The following is a 16,311-nucleotide window of genomic DNA, read 5'->3' on the forward strand; positions in this document are numbered from 1 at the left end:
GAAGAATCGGTCTTTGGTCAAGAGAACCTGTTGTGTGGCCGGCCGCGTCGCGGCTGCAATCGTCCTGGCAGTCCTGGCGCTCGTCGTGGTGGCGGCGATGCGCCTGATGTCCGGACCGATCGACCTCGATTTCCTCAAGGCCCGGATCGCCGAGGCGGCCGATGTGCCCGGCAACGATTTGAAACCCGATGCCAGTCGCGTCTTCGTCGAATGGGGCAGCCTCAGCCAGCCGGTCAGGCTGGTGTTCGACGGCATCCGCATCACCAACCAGCAGAATCAGGTCGTCGCGACGGCGCCGCGGCTGGCGCTGTCGTTCGATCCACGTGATGTCGTGCGCGGCCGATTCCTGCCGACATCGGTCATCGTCGAGCGGCCGACCATCGAAGCGGAGATTGCGCGCGAAGGCGGGATGCTGCAGCGGATCTTCGCCCGATCGGACGCCGAGTCGCAGAACGAGCTGGTGCGGGTGCTGTTCGAGCAGCTGCTGTCCGAGCCCAACTACTTGTCGCTGCTTGGCCAGCTCGACACCGTCGCGGTGGAGAATGCGCGCTTGACCCTGCGCGACGAGCACACCGGCATCGAATGGGTGGCTCCGGCCGCCCGTGCTCGACTGATGCGGGACGCCGGCGGCGTCATCATCTCGGCCAGTGCGCATTTCAGCCCCGACGGGGGGCGGCCGACCAACATCTCTGTCTCGGGCATCTATGCGCGCGACCGCAGCCGCGTATCGGTCACGGCTCTCATCAGCGACGTGCGGCCGGCTCTGTTCGCCGACCTGTCGCCTGACGCCGCCCTGCTGCGAGGCGTCGACATTTCCCTGGGCGGCCAGCTGCAGATCGAAGCGGACGGCCGCGGCGATGTGCGCCACGTCGTCGTCGAGGTCACCGGGGGCGAAGGCACCATCACCTTGCCCGGGCTGCTGCCAGCTGCGCATAAGGTCAAGTCGGTTAGTGCGCGGGCATCGGTAGACGCTCTCTCGCACACCGCGGAGATCGAGCGCATCACGGCCGATTTTGGCGTTGCCAAGATCCTGGTGACCGGATCGGGAAGGAGAACCCCCGACGGACAGACCTTTGGGGGCCGCGCCGAGGTGCTGCACATCCCGGTCGATCGCCTGGGCGACTATTGGCCCATCTCGTTCGCCGAGGGTGGCCGCGCATGGGCGCTGGCCAATCTCAGCAAGGGCGAGATCGATGTTGCCGCCGAGTTTGGCCTGAGCACGCCCGGCCACGACTTGGCCCAGCTCAAGGTCAACCGCATGGTGGGGATCATCGACTACCGCGGGATGACCGTGCGCTACATGCCGAACATGCCGGAGCTGGAAGGCGTTTCCGGCAAGGCGCGGTACGAGAACGGCATGCTGCGTTTCGACATTGCGGGCGGCACCGCGGCGGGCCTCAAGACCAGCGGTACGACGATCGTCTTGACCGGACTCGCCGATCCGCCGCCGCAGCATGCGTCGATCCGCATGCCGATCGCCGGGCCTGCCCAGGACGTCATCCGCTTCCTGGCGCGACCCAAGCTCGGCCTGCCGAAGGATGTCCTCTACGACTATCGACGCCTGGGCGGCGACGTGTCGGTCGACCTGTCGCTCGACTTTCCGCTGCTCAATGCCCTGACGGTCTCGGACCTAGACATCAAGGCCGAGGCGACGTTGTCGAGATTCTCGTTGCGAGACGCGATCGGCGATGTCGATCTCAGCGACACGACGGCCCAGGTGAAATACGCCGGCTCCGAGCTCAGCATTTCGGGCAATGGCAGGCTCGACGGCAACCCGGTCGAGATCACTTGGCGCACCCTGTTCGGGACCAGGGTGCCGTTTCGCCAGCGTTATGACGTCAAGGGAACCATTCCGGCCGCGCTGATCGCCAAGGCGGGGTTGCCATCGCCGGAGCCGTGGCTGAAAGGTCCCATCGCCACCGCGTTGCACTATCAGGTGACGCCCAACGGGGCGAGCGAAGTGGTCGGCCGATTCGAGATCAAAGGCGCACTGGCCGACGCGCCGCCGTTGGCCTGGACAAAGGAACCGGGCGTCGACGGTCTGATCCAGATGACGGCAAAGCTGGCGCCCGGCAGCAAGGTCCAGACCATCGACTACGATGCGCGCAGCAACGGCTTGCTTGCGACCGGCCAAGTCCGCTTCGGCGGCGACAGCAGCGTGCAGCAGGTGGTGCTGAATCAGTTCAGGCTCGGGCGGACGGATGTCGCCGGCGAATGGAAGCGCGGACCGGGTGGCGTCGAGGTGGCGTTGCGCGGGGCGACGCTTGAGCTGCCGCGCCTGCGGCACGCGCTGAAGACGCGGCACGAGCTGGCGGCGAAGGATCCGAGCGGCGCGGCAGCCGTATCGCACGCCAGCACGAAGCTCAACCTGCAAGTCCAGCAGGTGCTGACCGAGATCGGGACCCTGGGCTACGCCAACGGGCGGGCGGAACTCTCCGGCGAGACCATCGTCTCGGCCGACGTGACGTTCGGCGCCGGCCGGGGCTCGACGTTCAGGGTCACCCCGGGAACCCCCGGCCGGTCGGTCTTCTTCTATGTCGACAATTTCGGCGCGATGCTGCGCGATGCCGGATGGATCGACGGTCTCGCCGACGGCTACCTGCACATCGAGGGGCGCTACCGGGATCATTCGCCGACCGCCGTCCTCGACGGCAAGCTCAAGATGGGACCCTATCGCCTGCAGCGCGTCGCGCCGCGCGGCAGCATCGGCACGCTCAACAGCGCTATCGATGGCCTGAATCGCGCCGGCAACGGACTTCAGCAGTTCGACGGCCTGGAAGCCAACATCACGAAGAGCGGTGATCGCATTCAAGTCAGGAACGGCCATACCAGCGGCCAATCGATCGGCCTGACGACGCAAGGCTGGGTGGATCTGCGCACCGATACTGCGCAACTCTCCGGGATCGTCGTGCCGGCCTTCGCCTTGAATAACCTGCTGTCGAACGTCCCGTTGCTGGGGCCATTGCTGACCGGCGGCCAAAACGGTGGCCTGTTCGCGGTGTCGTATCAGCTCTACGGCCCGCTCGCCGATCTCAGGACCGACGTCAACATGATGTCGGCAATGGCGCCCGGAGCCTTGCGCGACCTGTTCAACGCTCAGCAGGATTCGCCGCAGCCGCCTCTTTCGCCTGAGGTCAGGCGCGCTCCCTGAGGGCCAGGCTCCTCGTGGGAAAGTGCGTTCGCTTGTTGGCACCCTGAGCGCAGCGAAGGATCTCATCGCCGATAGGTTTGGAGCACGCTCCCAGGAGGCGGGCGAAGAGGTCCTTCGCGGCGCTCAGATTCATTAGAGCTCGCGCCGACTTACACCGCGCGCACCAGGACGTGGCGCTTGCGGCCGGCCGACAGCTTGAGCGTGCCGGAGGCGTCGAGATCGCGCTCGCCGACGGTCGCGGTATCGGCGTCGATCGGCCGGTCGTTGAGGCGTCCGCCGCCGCCCTTGATCAGCTTGCGCGCTTCGTTGCGGCTTTCGGCCAGGCCGGCCTCGTGCAGGAGCTCGAAGGCGGCGATGCCGGCGGCCAGTCGGGCGCGCGGCAGGTCGACCGTCGGCAGCGATTCCGCCTTGACGCCTTCCTCGAAGGTTCGGCGTGCGGTCTCGGCGGCGAGCTCGGCGGCAGCCTTGCCGTGCGCCAACGTCGTGATCTCGGTCGCCAGGATCTTCTTGGCCTCGTTGATTTCGTGGCCCTTCAGCGCCTCGAGCCGGGCGATCTCGTCGAGCGGCATGTCGGTGAAGGTCCTGAGGAAACGCCCGACATCGGCATCCTCGCTGTTGCGCCAGTACTGCCAGAAATCGTACGGGCTCAGGCGGTCGGGATTGAGCCACACCGCGCCGGCGGCGGTCTTGCCCATCTTGGCGCCGGAACTGGTCGCGAGCAGAGGCGAGGTGAGGGCGAACAGTTCGGCACCTTCCATGCGACGGCCCAGGTCGGCGCCCATGATGATGTTGCCCCACTGGTCGGAGCCACCCATCTGCAGGATGCAGCCGTAGCGCTTGTGCAGCTCGACGAAATCGTACGACTGGAGGATCATGTAGTTGAACTCGAGGAAGCTCAGGGGCTGGTCGCGCTCCAGCCGCAGCTTCACCGAATCCATGGTCAGCATGCGGTTGACCGAGAAATGCCGGCCGACGTCGCGCAGCAGGGGAATATAGAGAAGCGTGTCCAGCCAGTCGGCATTGTTCGCCATCACCGCGTCAGTCGAGCCGTCGCCGAACTGCAGGTAGTTGGCAAAGCTCTTGCGGATGCTCGCCATGTTGGCGTCGATCTGCTGCGGCGTCAGGAGCTGGCGCGTCTCGTCGCGGCCCGACGGGTCGCCGACCTTGGTCGTGCCGGCGCCCATCAGGGCGATCGGCTTGTGCCCGGTCCTCTGCCACCAGCGCAGCAGCATGATCTGCAGCAGATGGCCGACATGCAAGGAATCGGCCGTGCAGTCGAAGCCGATATAGGCGGTGCGGGTCGCCGTCGACAGCAGCTCATCGAGACGCGCCGAGTCGCTGCACTGGTGCACCATGCCGCGCTCGTGCACGACCCGCATGAAATCCGACTTGAAGCCCGCCATTTCTCCGACCAGCGAATTGTCCGTGAAGCGGCGGGATGTAACATGGGCGCGCTGCGCCCTCAACGGGCGTCCCCCCGCCGGCGAGCCGGTCCCTTGGAGCGAAATCGGTGACGAATGTCTGAGCAGCCAATGCAGGGAAAAGCACTCAGGGCTCTTGGATTGATGAGCGGGACCTCGGTCGATGGCGTGGACGTCGCTCTGATCGAGACCGGCGGCGAGGGCGTTGCTTCCTTTGGTCCGTCACTCACGGTTGCCTACGACGACGAGGTGCGGCGGCTGATCAGAGGGGTGTTCGGGGCCGAGCAGGCGAGCGCCGAAACGGCCGCCGCGGAGAGGGCCGTGACCGAGGCACACGCCGCTGCGGTCCGGCTGTGGGCTGATCGATATGCCATCCCGCTCGCCTCGATCGACGTCGTCGGCTTCCACGGCCAGACGATCAGCCATCGGCCGGAGCGGCGCTTCACCTGGCAGATCGGCGATGGCGCGTCGCTCGCTCGAACGCTCGGCGTGCGCGTGGTCAACGATCTGCGCAGCGCCGACGTGGCGGCGGGCGGCCAGGGCGCGCCGCTGGTGCCGATCTATCATGCCGCCCTCGTCCGCACTCTGCCGCGGCCGCTGGCAGTGCTGAACATCGGCGGCGTGGCCAACGTCACCTGGGTCGGCGAAGGCGATTCGCTGCTCGCCTTCGACACCGGCCCGGGCAATGGGCCGATCGACGATTGGTGTGCCCGCCGGGCCGGCCAGCGCTTCGACCGCAATGGATCGCTCGCGGCAGCAGGCAAGATTGATCGGACCCGCCTCGAGCGATTCTCGGAGCACCGCTACTTCAGCCAGAAGCCACCGAAGTCACTCGATCGCGGCGACTTCACCGATTCGTGGGCCGAGGGCCTGAGCGTTGTCGATGGAGCGGCGACGTTGACGCGTGCCACGGCGCGCGCGATTGCCCTGGCGGCGCGGCGCTTTCCGCATCAGGTGACACAGTGGATAGTCTGCGGCGGCGGGGCGCGAAACCCGACGCTGGTGCAGGCAATCGCCGCAGAGACACGCAGCGAAGTCGTCGTGGCGTCGGATCTCGGCTGGGACGGCGATGCCCTCGAGGCGCAGGCCTTCGCCTATCTCGCGGTGCGTTCGCTGCGCGGCCTGCCGCTGACGTTTCCCGGAACGACCGGAGCGCCGCGCCCGATGACAGGCGGGCGGCTGCATGTTCCCTGAGCGTCGAGTTTTTCGTGCGAGCTCATGCTCTTCCGGCCTGCGAGCGGCTCGCGCGCCGGCCGGAAGAGCATGACGACAGATCGAAGCGCGACCGCTACGGCTCCTTGTTGCTCGTCGCGCGGCCCGGCGGACTGAGCAGGCACTTGGCGACGTAGCGATCGACCTCGACCGCGAGCTTGTCGAGCGAGTCGTGGAAGAAGTGGTTGGCGCCCTTGATGGTGCGCGGCTCGACGGTGATTCCCTTCTGCAGCGACAGGCGGGCCACCAGCTTCTGGATGTCGGCGAGCGGCACGACCTCGTCGCGCTCGGCCCCGACGATCAGGCCGGATGACGGGCAGGGCGCGAGGAAGGCGAAATCGTAGGAGTTGGCCGGCGGCGCCACCGAGATGAAGCAGTCGATCTCCGGACGGCGCATCAGGAGCTGCATGCCAATCCAGGCACCGAACGAATAGCCGGCGATCCAGCACGACTTGGCATCGGCGTTCATGGTCTGCAGCCAGTCGAGAGCTGCGGCGGCATCGCTCAACTCGCCCATGCCATTGTCGAAGCGGCCCTGGCTGCGGCCGACGCCACGAGTGTTGAAGCGCAGGACGGAGAAGCCGCGATTGACGAAGACATGGAACAGCGAGAACACCACCTTGTGGTTCATCGTCCCGCCATATTGCGGATGGGGATGCAGGATCAGGGCGATGGGCGCATGCTCTTCCTTGCTCTGGTGATAGCGACCCTCGAGACGACCCTCGGGGCCAGTAAACATCACGTCAGGCATGGAAACTCCGGAAATCCCTCATTCTTGGCCGCCGGGGCAGTCGCCGCCGACCGCAGTGATCTTGATACTTGACTGGCATACTCAGACTTATTAAATCCCACTGAGCAGGTTGGTCTTTTGGCCAAGTCCCTGTCAGGGGGTTGAAATATCGTACTAACGCCTTGGTTTTCAAGACCTTTGGGCGTTCGTGAAGGACTGCCGGCGTTGTCCGGCACCAGGAGGATGCTGTGAAGCTCAGCACCAAGGGGCGTTATGCCGTCATGGCGATGGTCGATCTGGCCCGCCATGCACAGGCCAAGCCCGTGTCATTGTCGGATATCGCGACCCGCCAGGAAATCTCGCTGTCTTATTTGGAACAACTGTTTGCCCGGCTGCGCCGCGCCGGCCTGGTGAGGAGCGTCCGCGGCCCCGGCGGCGGCTATCGCCTGGCACGCGGCTCGGCCGAGACGCGAGTTTCCGAGATCATTCTCGCCGTCGACGAGCCGATCACCGCCACGCGCTGCACCGAGATGGGCGCGACCGGCTGTCGAGCCGACCGCAGCAAGTGCCTGACCCACGATCTGTGGGAAGAGCTTGGCAATCAGATCCACATGTTCCTGAGTTCGGTCACCCTGCGCGACGTGCTCGAGCGCAAGCTGACAACCCATATCATCGAAGCACCGGTGGTCGCCAAGGCCGACTCTGTAGCCGCCGCCAGCTGACGCCACGACGATGCGTGCGCCCGCGTACCTCGATCACAACGCAACGAGCCCGCTCCGCCCCGAGGCGCTGGACGCCATGGTCGAAGCGTTGCGCGCGGGCGGCAACCCTTCGGCTGTTCACAGCGCGGGGCGCAGGGCGCGCGGCCTGGTCGAAACGGCGCGCCGCCGGGTGGCCGCGTTGGTTGGGTGCCTGCCGGGTGAGGTCGTCTTCACATCGGGCGGTACGGAAGCCAACAACATGGCCCTGCGCGGCTGCGGCCGCAGGCGTGTGCTGGTTTCGGCAGTCGAGCACGACAGCGTGCTCAAGGCATGTCCCGGGACGGAGGTTATCCCCGTCGATCGCGAGGGGATGCTCGATCTCGCGGCACTCGAGCGTGCGCTGTCGCGGTCCGGCGACCCCACCCTAATCTCGGTGATGCTGGCCAACAACGAAACTGGTGTAATCCAGCCGGTTGGCGAGGTGGTGCGGCTCGCCCGTCGGTCGGGGGCCGCGGTGCATTGCGATGCTGTCCAGGCGGCGGGGAAGGTCCCCTTTGATGTCCATGGGCTCGGCGTCGATTATCTCAGCCTGTCGGCGCACAAATTGGGCGGTCCGACCGGGGTCGGCGGACTGGTTGTGTGCCGCGAGTCCCCTTTGATGTCAGATCGGCGCGGTGGTAGCCAAGAGGCCAATCGCCGGGCAGGCACGGAAAACGTTGCCGGCATCACGGGCTTTGGCGCTGCAGCTGAAGCCGCGCGATCGGGCCTGTCCGTAGGGCCGTGGCGCGACCGGCTGGAAGCAACCCTGCTAGGCTTTGCGCCAGGTGCCCGGGTGTTCGGCGGCGGCGCCGCCCGACTGAGCAATACAAGCTGCATTTCCATGCCGGGAGTGAAGGCCGATACGCAGGTGATGGCGCTCGACCTTGCCGGGCTCTGCGTCAGCGCCGGGGCAGCGTGCTCCTCCGGCAAGGTTCAGCGTTCTGCCGTGCTCGACGCCATGGGCGTGGAGCCGGCCGAGGCCGCTACCGCGATCCGGGTCAGTCTGGGTTGGAACAGCGAAGAGGGCGACATTGATCGCTTGATCGCGGCGTGGCGGGACCTATATATCCGAGTGGGCAAGTCGGATATTGACAATGCCCGGGCAGCCTAGGAAATCCATGGGGTAAGCATGAGCGTCCTTAGCCAGATCCGGCGCAACGACCAGCCGATTTATCTCGACTATCAGGCGACCACGCCAATGGATCCGCGTGTCCTCGAAGCGATGATGCCGTATTTCACCCATAAGTTTGGCAATCCGCATTCGCGCAGTCATTCCTACGGCTGGGAAGCCGAGGAGGGTGTCGAGAAGGCGCGCGCCCAGGTCGCCAAGCTGATCGGCGCGGACGAGAAAGAGGTGATCTTCACCTCGGGCGCGACCGAGTCGAACAATCTCGCCATCCGTGGCGTCGCCGAGTTCTACAAGGACCGCAAGAACCACATCGTCACCACCGTGACCGAGCACAAATGCGTGCTCGATACCTGCCGTCATCTCGAGCAGCAGGGCTTCGAAGTGACCTATCTGCCGGTGCAGAAGAACGGCCTGATCGATCTGGATGCGTTGCGCGCCGCGATCACCGACAAGACGGCGGTGGTGTCGGTCATGGCGGTGAACAACGAGATCGGCGTGATCCAACCCCTGGCCGAGATCGGCAAGATCTGCCGTGAGAAGAAGACCTTCTTCCATACCGATGCAGCGCAGGCTGCCGGCAAGATCCCGCTCGACGTCGAAGCGATGAACATCGACCTGCTGAGCATCTCCGGCCACAAGATCTACGGCCCGAAGGGCATCGGCGCGCTCTACGTTCGCCGCAAGCCCCGGGTCCGCCTGGTGCCGCTGATCGTCGGCGGCGGCCAGGAGCGCGGCTTCCGGTCGGGCACCCTGCCGGCGCCGCTGTGCGTCGGGTTGGGCGAGGCGGCCGAGATCGCCATGAACGAGATGGAGGCGGAGGCCAAACGGCTGACCAAGCTGCAGGCGCGAATGCTGAAGGGCCTGCAGGATCGGTTGTCGGAGATTTACGTCAATGGCGACCTGGAGCATCGCATCCCGGGCAACCTCAATATCAGCTTTGCCTATGTCGAGGGCGAGTCGCTGATGATGGGCATCAAGAACCTGGCCGTCTCGTCCGGCTCGGCCTGCACGTCGGCCTCGCTCGAACCGAGCTACGTGCTGCGTGCGCTGGGCGTGGACGAGGAGCTGGCGCACACTTCGCTGCGCATCGGGCTCGGCCGGTTCACCACCGAGCACGAGGTCGACACCGCGGTCGACGAACTGGTGCGGCATGTCGAGAAATTGCGGGCAATGAGCCCGCTCTGGGAGATGGCCCAGGAAGGAATAGACATCAAGTCAATTGAATGGGCCGCCCACTGAGGCCCACCGGAAACTCGAGGAGAGTGTCATGGCCTACAGCGACAAGCTGATCGATCACTACGAGAATCCGCGCAACATCGGATCGCTCGACAAGAATTCCGAGGATGTCGGGACCGGTCTGGTCGGGGCGCCGGCGTGCGGCGACGTCATGAAGCTTCAGATCAAGGTCGGTGCCGATGGCCTGATCGAGGATGCCAAGTTCAAGACGTTCGGCTGCGGCTCGGCGATCGCATCGTCCTCGCTCGTCACCGAATGGGTCAAGGGCAAGACGATCGACGAGGCCGAGACGATCAAGAACACCGATATCGCGCGCCACTTGGCGCTGCCGCCGGTCAAGATTCATTGCTCGGTCCTGGCCGAGGACGCGATCAAGGCGGCGATCGCCGACTATCGCGCCAAGACGGCCAAGAAGGACGAAGCGGCGGAGTAGGGCTGATGAGCACGACTGTCGAGACGCCAAAGCCCGCAGCGGCGCGGCCGCGTCGGCCGCGACCTCAGGTGATGTCCGTGACGCCGGCGGCGATGGAACGCGTCAAGGCGTTGATCGACGGCCGCGGCAAGCCGACGGCCGGCATCCGCATCGGCGTGCGCAGCAAGGGCTGCTCGGGCCTGTCCTATACCCTGGAATTCGCCGATACCCAGCAGCCGATGGACGAGGTCGTCGAAGCCGGCGGGATCAAGATCCTGATCGACCCTAAGGCGTCGCTGTTCCTCATCGGCACCGAGATGGATTACGCCGAGGAGAAGCTGAAGTCGGGCTTCGTCTTCAAGAATCCGAACGAGAAGGGCCGCTGCGGCTGCGGCGAATCCTTCCACGTCTGATCATCCGGCCTGCGAAGCTTCATCATGGATCATTTCGCGCGGCTGGGACTGCCGGCGGCGCTCGACCTGGATCTCGCTCAGCTGGACCGGGCCTATTTCTCACGCCAACGGCAATGGCATCCCGATCGGTTCGTCGGCCGGCCGGCCGATGAGCGGGCGCGCGCATCGGTCGAAGCGGCGGCCTTGAACGACGCCTATCGCACGCTCAAGGACCCGATCGATCGCGCGGTCTACCTGGGGACCTTGAAGGGCGTCGAACTGCCGGGCGACGGCAAGACCATCGACGATCCGGACCTGCTCATGGAAGCACTGGAGGCGCGCGAGGCGCTGTACGAGACGGCCACCGTCGACGATGTCGATGTGCTGGCGGGACAGACCCGCAAGGACACCGAGGCAGCCCTTGGCAGGCTCGCGAGTTTGCTGTTGCAGGACGACAAGCCCGCCATCAGAAAGGCGCTCCTTCGTCTGCGCTATCTCGACAAGCTTGCCGAGGAAGCGCAGGCACGGCGCATGAATCTTGGACGGCCGAGGCCATGACATTGCTCGAGATCCACGAGCCCGGCGAAACGCCCCTGCCGCATGCCGGCGAGGACTCGCTGGCCGTCGGCATCGACCTCGGCACGACCAATTCGGTGGTGGCCATCGCGCGCGAGGGAAAGCCTGCGGCCCTGCACGACGAAGCAGGCCACGCGCTGGTGCCATCGGTCGTGGCCTATCCGCAGGCGGGCGGCGTGCTGGTCGGCGACGAGGCCCGCCTGCTGGCGCGCCAGGAACCCAGGAACGTCGTGGCGTCGATCAAGCGTCTGATGGGACGCGGCGCCGCCGAGCTCCATGCCGTGGCGGGCGTGCTGCCCTACGAGGTCGCCGCCGGCGGCGGGCCGACCGACATGGTGAAGCTGCAGATCGGCGGCAAGGCGCGCTCACCGGTCGAGATTTCGGCCGAGATTCTCAAGGCCCTGCGCGCACGCGCCGAAGCGGCCCTCGACAAGCCGATCGAGCGGGCGGTCATCACCGTACCGGCCTATTTCGACGACGCCGCGCGCACGGCGACGCGCGACGCGGCGCGCGTCGCCGGCCTCGAAGTGCTGCGGCTCGTCAACGAGCCGACCGCGGCGGCGCTGGCCTACGGCTTGGACAAAAGGGCGGAGGGTCTTTACGCGGTCTACGATCTGGGCGGCGGCACGTTCGACTTCTCCCTGCTGCGGCTGGAGAAGGGCGTGTTCCAGGTGCTGGCGACGGGCGGCGACACGGCGTTGGGGGGCGACGATTTCGACCGCGCCATCGCCGAGCGGATGCTGGGCGAGCGCCGGAGCGACGGCCTGGGCGATCGGATCGACGAGGCGGCTGTCAAGGCGGCGCTGGCGCTCGGCCGGCAAATCAAGGAACAGCTTTCCCATCGCGACCAAGCCTCGGGTCGACTGGAAATCTCCGGTGTGCCGTCGTTCCACACGCTGGATCGCACCGGTTTCGAATCGATGATCGACGCTTACGTCGCGCGAACGATCGACATCGCCTGCCAGGTATTGGCCGATGCCGGCATGACCGCCGGCGAGATCGAAGGCGTGGTCATGGTCGGCGGTTCGACCCGCGTGCCGCGGGTCCGTGCCGCCGTCGCCGCGATGAGCGGCAGACCACCGCTGAGCGACATCGACCCGGACGAGGTGGTGGCGCTGGGGGCGGCGCTCCAGGCCGAAGCGCTGACCGGCGGCGGCGACACGCTGCTGCTCGACGTGACGCCCTTGTCGCTTGGCCTGGAAACGATGGGCGGCATCGTCGAGAAGATCGTGCCGCGCAACACGCCGATCCCGGTCCAGCTCGCGCAGGAATTCACCACCTACCAGGACGGTCAGGCGGCGATGGCGATCCATGTTGTGCAGGGCGAGCGCGAGATGGTCGCCGATTGCCGCAGCCTGGCGCGCTTCGAGCTGCTCGGCATTCCGCCCATGACGGCCGGGGCGGCGCGCATCCGGGTGACATTCGCCGTCGATGCCGACGGGCTTCTCACCGTGTCGGCGGAGGAGCGTACTACCGGCGTGGCGCAGCGCATCGAGGTCAAGCCGTCCTACGGTCTTAGTCACGATGACATGGCCGACATGCTCTACGACAGCCTGGAGAACGCCGAGGCCGACATGACGCAGCGCCTTCTCACCGAAGCGCGGGTCGAGGCGCGGCGTAACCTGCTGGCGCTCGAGGCGGCGCTTGCCAGGGATGGCGATCTGCTGTCGGCCGAGGAGCGTGCTGCGCTCGATGCCGGCCGGGCGCGATTGGACTCCAGCCTGGGCGATGATGACCGCGGTGCCATCAACGCCGCGGCCGAAGCGCTCGAGACTCTGGCCAAACCGTTTGCCGAGCGCCGCATGGATCGCGGCATCCGCGACGCGCTGTCGGGACTGTCCGTAAACGAGCTCGAGAACCGGGTGGGCGAATGACGGGGTTTTGCTGAATGCCGAAGATGACGTTCATTCTCAAGGACGGATCGCGCAAGGAGGTCGACGCGCCGGTCGGCCTCAGCGTCCTCGAGATCGCCCATCGCAACCACGTCGACATCGAGGGCGCCTGCGAGGGCTCGCTCGCCTGCTCGACCTGTCACGTGGTGGTCGAGAAGGAGTGGTTCGATCGACTGGCGCCGGCCAGCGAGGACGAGGAGGACATGCTCGACCTCGCGTTCGGCCTCACCCATACGTCGCGCCTAGGCTGCCAGATCCGCATGTCCGAGGCACTCGATGGTCTCGTGGTGCGCCTGCCGGCGGCGACCCGCAACATGATGGTCGACAAGTAGGGAGGAGAGGCGATGGCCCGCAAGCTGCGCTGGACCGACGTCCAGGATATCGCCATCGAGCTCGAGGAGCGCCATCCCGAGGCCGACAACGTCAATCTGCGCTTCACCGACCTGCACCGCTGGGTCATGGAGCTGCCGGATTTCGCCGACGACCCGAGCCGGTCGAACGAGAAGATCCTCGAGGCCATCCAGGCGGCGTGGATCGACGAACGCAGCTAGCGATATGCCGCAATTTGAGCAAGAATCGTGTCGTACAGTAATGATGCCTGGGAGGGTGTCATGAGGGGTGACTGGCTCCGTCTTTTGCTGCTGCCGCTGATGTTGGCTTTGGGGGTGGGGGCGTGCGCCTCCAATGCCGTGCAGCCCGGCATCGTCCACACGTCGAGCGGCCCTTCCGGGTCGTATCCAGCGGCCGGGCCATACCCCGGCAGCGGCGGGCCGTACTATGGCGGGCCGCCGCCCGCTAGTGCGCCTTCCCAGGGCAGCGCCTATGCGACCCCGGGATCCGGTGATAGCGGGCGGGTCGTGTCGATCCGCGAGGTACCCCTCCAGGGGGCCGGTGGCGGAGGGGGTGGCAACGGCGCGGTGTGGGGCGGCCTGCTCGGCGCCGGCAGCGGTGCGACGATTGGCGCGATCACCAGCAACAGCCTGGGCGGCGCGCTGGTGGGTGCCCTGCTGGGCGCGGTCGGCGGCGCCATTGCCGGGACGATCGCCGACGGTGGACGCGGTCCCGGGCGCGGCATCGAGGTGGTCGTGCAGCGCGACGACGGGCAGCGGGTCACGATCGCGCAGCAGGACGACGGCGATGTCCAATTGGGCGATCGGGTGCAGATCATCCAAAACCGTCAGGGGGTCGCCCAAGCGGTACGCGACCCGTCGGTGCGGCAGGACTGATCTCCGCTCGAAACTTTATCTGGAGAAAGTGGATACCCCATGCTGGGTAAGTGGTTTTCGAGCCTGTTGATCCCGCTGGCTCTGGCGGCGGGACTGAGCGCATGCAACGGCAGCAGCGGCGCGGTTCAGCCGGGTGTCGTCAATACGTCCGCCCAGGCCGGCTATCGCGGCGAAACGGGCCGCGTCATCAGGATCCGCGAAGTGCCGGTGCGCAGCGGAAATACCGGCGTGAGCGACGGCACGCTGATCGGCGGAGGCGTCGGCATGGCCGGCGGCGCGGCGATTGGGGCCGCCACCACCAATTCGGTGGGCGGCGCCGTGGTCGGCGGCCTGCTGGGCGCCGTCGGCGGCGCGATTGCCGGCACTGCCATCGACCAGCAATCGACCCGCCGCGGCATTGAGGTCACGATCCAGCGGGACGACGGCCAGCGCGTGACGATCGCCCAGGCCGACGACGGCGACATCCAGGTCGGCGACCGCGTCGCCATCGTCTACGACCGCAATGGCGTCGCCAGGGCCGTGCGCGATACCGGCTATCGGCGGGACTGATCCGATTAGAAAGGTCCCTCGCTGCGCTCGGGATGACGTCACCTCTGCGGCAACAGCCCCGGTGTCATACTGAGCGCAGCGAGGGACCTCTCCTCGTCTGCGCGCCGCCAACGGGTGGGGGTGCGCCGTCTCGCGTCCGAGCCTATATAGGCACGGCCATGGCCAGGAATTTCCTCGGGCTCGACAAGCCGCCCGCCGACACGCGCGTCGTCGTGGCGATGTCGGGCGGCGTCGATTCGTCGGTGACCGCGGCCCTCCTGAAGGAGCAGGGCTACGACGTGGTCGGCATCACTCTGCAGCTCTATGACCACGGCATCGCTGTCGGAAAGACCGGCGCCTGCTGCGCCGGCCAGGATATCGCCGATGCCCGCCAGGTCGCCGAGCGGCTGTCCATTCCCCATTACGTGCTGGACTACGAGAGTCGCTTCCGCGCCGATGTGATGGATGCGTTCGCCGATTCCTATGCCCGTGGCGAGACGCCGGTCCCCTGCATCGCCTGCAACAGGACGGTGAAGTTCCGCGATCTGCTGAGCACTGCCCGCGAGCTTGGCGCCGAGGCGCTGGCGACCGGCCACTATGTCCGGCGCGTCGAGGGCGCCGACGGCGCCGAGCTCCATCGCGGCGCCGACCCATTGCGCGACCAGAGCTACTTCCTGTTCGGCACCACGCGCGAGCAGCTGGAGTTCCTGCGCTTTCCTCTCGGGGATCTGCCCAAGACCGAGACGCGCGCGCTGGCGCAGCGCTTTGACCTTACGGTCGCCGACAAGGCCGACAGCCAGGACATCTGCTTCGTGCCCAATGGCGACTATGCCGCCGTGGTGCAGAAGCTCCGGCCGGAGGCGGTCGAGCCGGGCGAGATTGTCGATCGCGAGGGCAGGGTGGTCGGCCGGCACGATGGCGTCGTGCATTTCACCGTAGGGCAGCGCCGTGGCCTGGCGCTTGGTGATCGCAGCGGCACCGACAACGAGCCGCTTTATGTCGTGCGGCTCGAGCCGGAGACGCGCCGTGTGGTCGTCCTGCCGATCCAGGTGCGCGTGCGATCGAGCCAGGCCTTGCGTCCCGCAACCATCGAACCGGCCGACGGCGGCGAAGCCATCGTCCGTTTCGCCGAGCCCGAGGTCGGCGTTTCGCCGGGGCAGGCCTGTGTCGCCTACGACGCTCGACATGGCAGCCGCTTGCTGGGCGGTGGCTTCATACGGCGCTTCCGATGATGAAGCTCGATCATCTCAACCTGCCGGTGAGCGACCTGGCGCGTTCGCGCGCCTGGTACAGCGAGACGCTGGGGCTGGCAGTCGAGTTCGAGGTGCCCGACAGGCGTACCGTGGCCCTTCGAGACAAGGAAGGCTTCGCCATTTTCCTGACGGAGGGCGGGCAGGCGGCGTCGAACGGCCTGGCCTTGTGGTTCCAGGTCGACAACGTCGACGCCACGTTCGAGGAATGGACGGCCCGCGGCGTCCGGTTCGCCCATGGCCCGCAGAAGACCTTCTGGGGGTACGGTGCCGAGCTGGCCGACCCGGACGGCTATCTGGTGCGATTGTGGGATGCCCGCACGATGCAGGACAAATAGCCTTCCGGGCACGTCGCCGAACCGAAGATCGGTATGTCTCCAGGCCAGAGCTGCGTGATCCATGATCCCGCGACGGGC

17 protein-coding genes are annotated in these 16,311 nt (G+C 66.6%); 15 read left to right on the forward strand and 2 right to left on the reverse strand.

The window, feature by feature from the left end; translation table 11 throughout:
• The first annotated feature begins 34 nt into the window (after positions 1–34).
• Positions 35–3,151, forward strand: a complete 3,117-nt coding sequence (locus tag ACILR9_RS10070; RefSeq protein ID WP_395709784.1) for a DUF3971 domain-containing protein — start codon at positions 35–37, stop codon at positions 3,149–3,151.
• Between the two features lie 149 nt (positions 3,152–3,300).
• Here ACILR9_RS10070 and tyrS read toward each other — a convergent pair whose 3' ends face one another.
• The gene (tyrS, locus tag ACILR9_RS10075; RefSeq protein ID WP_395709785.1) at positions 3,301–4,554 is read right to left on the reverse strand and encodes a tyrosine--tRNA ligase; all 1,254 of its coding nucleotides are present in this window, start codon (positions 4,552–4,554) and stop codon (positions 3,301–3,303) included.
• Between the two features lie 129 nt (positions 4,555–4,683).
• On the opposite strand from tyrS, the gene ACILR9_RS10080 reads away from it, so the two are divergent.
• Positions 4,684–5,766, forward strand: a complete 1,083-nt coding sequence (locus ACILR9_RS10080; protein WP_395709786.1) for an anhydro-N-acetylmuramic acid kinase — start codon at positions 4,684–4,686, stop codon at positions 5,764–5,766.
• A gap of 94 nt (positions 5,767–5,860) precedes the next feature.
• Here ACILR9_RS10080 and ACILR9_RS10085 read toward each other — a convergent pair whose 3' ends face one another.
• A complete protein-coding gene (locus ACILR9_RS10085; RefSeq protein WP_395709787.1) occupies positions 5,861–6,535 on the reverse strand; it encodes an alpha/beta hydrolase in 675 nt (224 codons plus the stop codon).
• Between the two features lie 227 nt (positions 6,536–6,762).
• Here ACILR9_RS10085 and ACILR9_RS10090 point away from each other — a divergent pair, with 227 nt between their 5' ends.
• The 13 genes from ACILR9_RS10090 to ACILR9_RS10150 all read left to right on the forward strand — a co-directional run bounded on the left by ACILR9_RS10090 (position 6,763) and on the right by ACILR9_RS10150 (position 16,233).
• Positions 6,763–7,236 carry an Rrf2 family transcriptional regulator gene (locus ACILR9_RS10090; RefSeq protein WP_395709788.1) on the forward strand — a complete coding sequence of 158 codons (474 nt, stop codon included), beginning with the start codon at positions 6,763–6,765 and terminating at the stop codon, positions 7,234–7,236.
• Between the two features lie 10 nt (positions 7,237–7,246).
• Entirely contained in the window at positions 7,247–8,365 is a 1,119-nt protein-coding gene (locus ACILR9_RS10095) for a cysteine desulfurase family protein (RefSeq protein ID WP_395709789.1), read from the forward strand.
• An 18-nt stretch (positions 8,366–8,383) separates the two neighbouring features.
• On the forward strand, positions 8,384–9,622 hold the full coding sequence (locus ACILR9_RS10100; RefSeq protein WP_395709790.1) for an IscS subfamily cysteine desulfurase: 1,239 nt from the start codon (positions 8,384–8,386) through the stop codon (positions 9,620–9,622).
• Between the two features lie 28 nt (positions 9,623–9,650).
• Positions 9,651–10,052: a Fe-S cluster assembly scaffold IscU gene (iscU, locus tag ACILR9_RS10105; RefSeq protein WP_395709791.1), complete on the forward strand. Its 402-nt coding sequence runs from the start codon at positions 9,651–9,653 to the stop codon at positions 10,050–10,052.
• 5 nt (positions 10,053–10,057) lie between these two features.
• Positions 10,058–10,444 carry a HesB/IscA family protein gene (locus tag ACILR9_RS10110; protein WP_395709792.1) on the forward strand — a complete coding sequence of 129 codons (387 nt, stop codon included), beginning with the start codon at positions 10,058–10,060 and terminating at the stop codon, positions 10,442–10,444.
• 24 nt (positions 10,445–10,468) lie between these two features.
• Positions 10,469–10,981 (forward strand): Fe-S protein assembly co-chaperone HscB, encoded by a 513-nt coding sequence (gene hscB / locus ACILR9_RS10115; protein ID WP_395709793.1) that lies wholly within the window; start codon positions 10,469–10,471, stop codon positions 10,979–10,981.
• A complete protein-coding gene (gene hscA / locus ACILR9_RS10120; RefSeq protein ID WP_395709794.1) occupies positions 10,978–12,873 on the forward strand; it encodes a Fe-S protein assembly chaperone HscA in 1,896 nt (631 codons plus the stop codon). Before hscB ends, hscA begins: the two co-directional genes overlap by 4 nt.
• A 23-nt stretch (positions 12,874–12,896) precedes the next feature.
• Positions 12,897–13,223, forward strand: a complete 327-nt coding sequence (locus ACILR9_RS10125) for a ferredoxin family 2Fe-2S iron-sulfur cluster binding protein (protein WP_395709795.1) — start codon at positions 12,897–12,899, stop codon at positions 13,221–13,223.
• Between the two features lie 12 nt (positions 13,224–13,235).
• Positions 13,236–13,442, forward strand: coding sequence for a Fe-S cluster assembly protein IscX (iscX, locus tag ACILR9_RS10130; RefSeq protein WP_395709796.1), 207 nt, complete (start codon positions 13,236–13,238; stop codon positions 13,440–13,442).
• Between the two features lie 60 nt (positions 13,443–13,502).
• Entirely contained in the window at positions 13,503–14,117 is a 615-nt protein-coding gene (locus ACILR9_RS10135) for a hypothetical protein (RefSeq protein ID WP_395709797.1), read from the forward strand.
• Between the two features lie 39 nt (positions 14,118–14,156).
• The gene (locus ACILR9_RS10140; protein ID WP_395709798.1) at positions 14,157–14,666 is read left to right on the forward strand and encodes a hypothetical protein; all 510 of its coding nucleotides are present in this window, start codon (positions 14,157–14,159) and stop codon (positions 14,664–14,666) included.
• A 158-nt stretch (positions 14,667–14,824) separates the two neighbouring features.
• The gene (gene mnmA, locus ACILR9_RS10145; RefSeq protein WP_395709799.1) at positions 14,825–15,877 is read left to right on the forward strand and encodes a tRNA 2-thiouridine(34) synthase MnmA; all 1,053 of its coding nucleotides are present in this window, start codon (positions 14,825–14,827) and stop codon (positions 15,875–15,877) included.
• A complete protein-coding gene (locus ACILR9_RS10150; RefSeq protein WP_395709800.1) occupies positions 15,874–16,233 on the forward strand; it encodes a VOC family protein in 360 nt (119 codons plus the stop codon). Before mnmA ends, ACILR9_RS10150 begins: the two co-directional genes overlap by 4 nt.
• The last annotated feature ends 78 nt before the right edge of the window (positions 16,234–16,311 follow it).

The organism is Reyranella sp., assembly GCF_044224635.1.
Lineage (GTDB): Bacteria > Pseudomonadota > Alphaproteobacteria > Reyranellales > Reyranellaceae > Reyranella.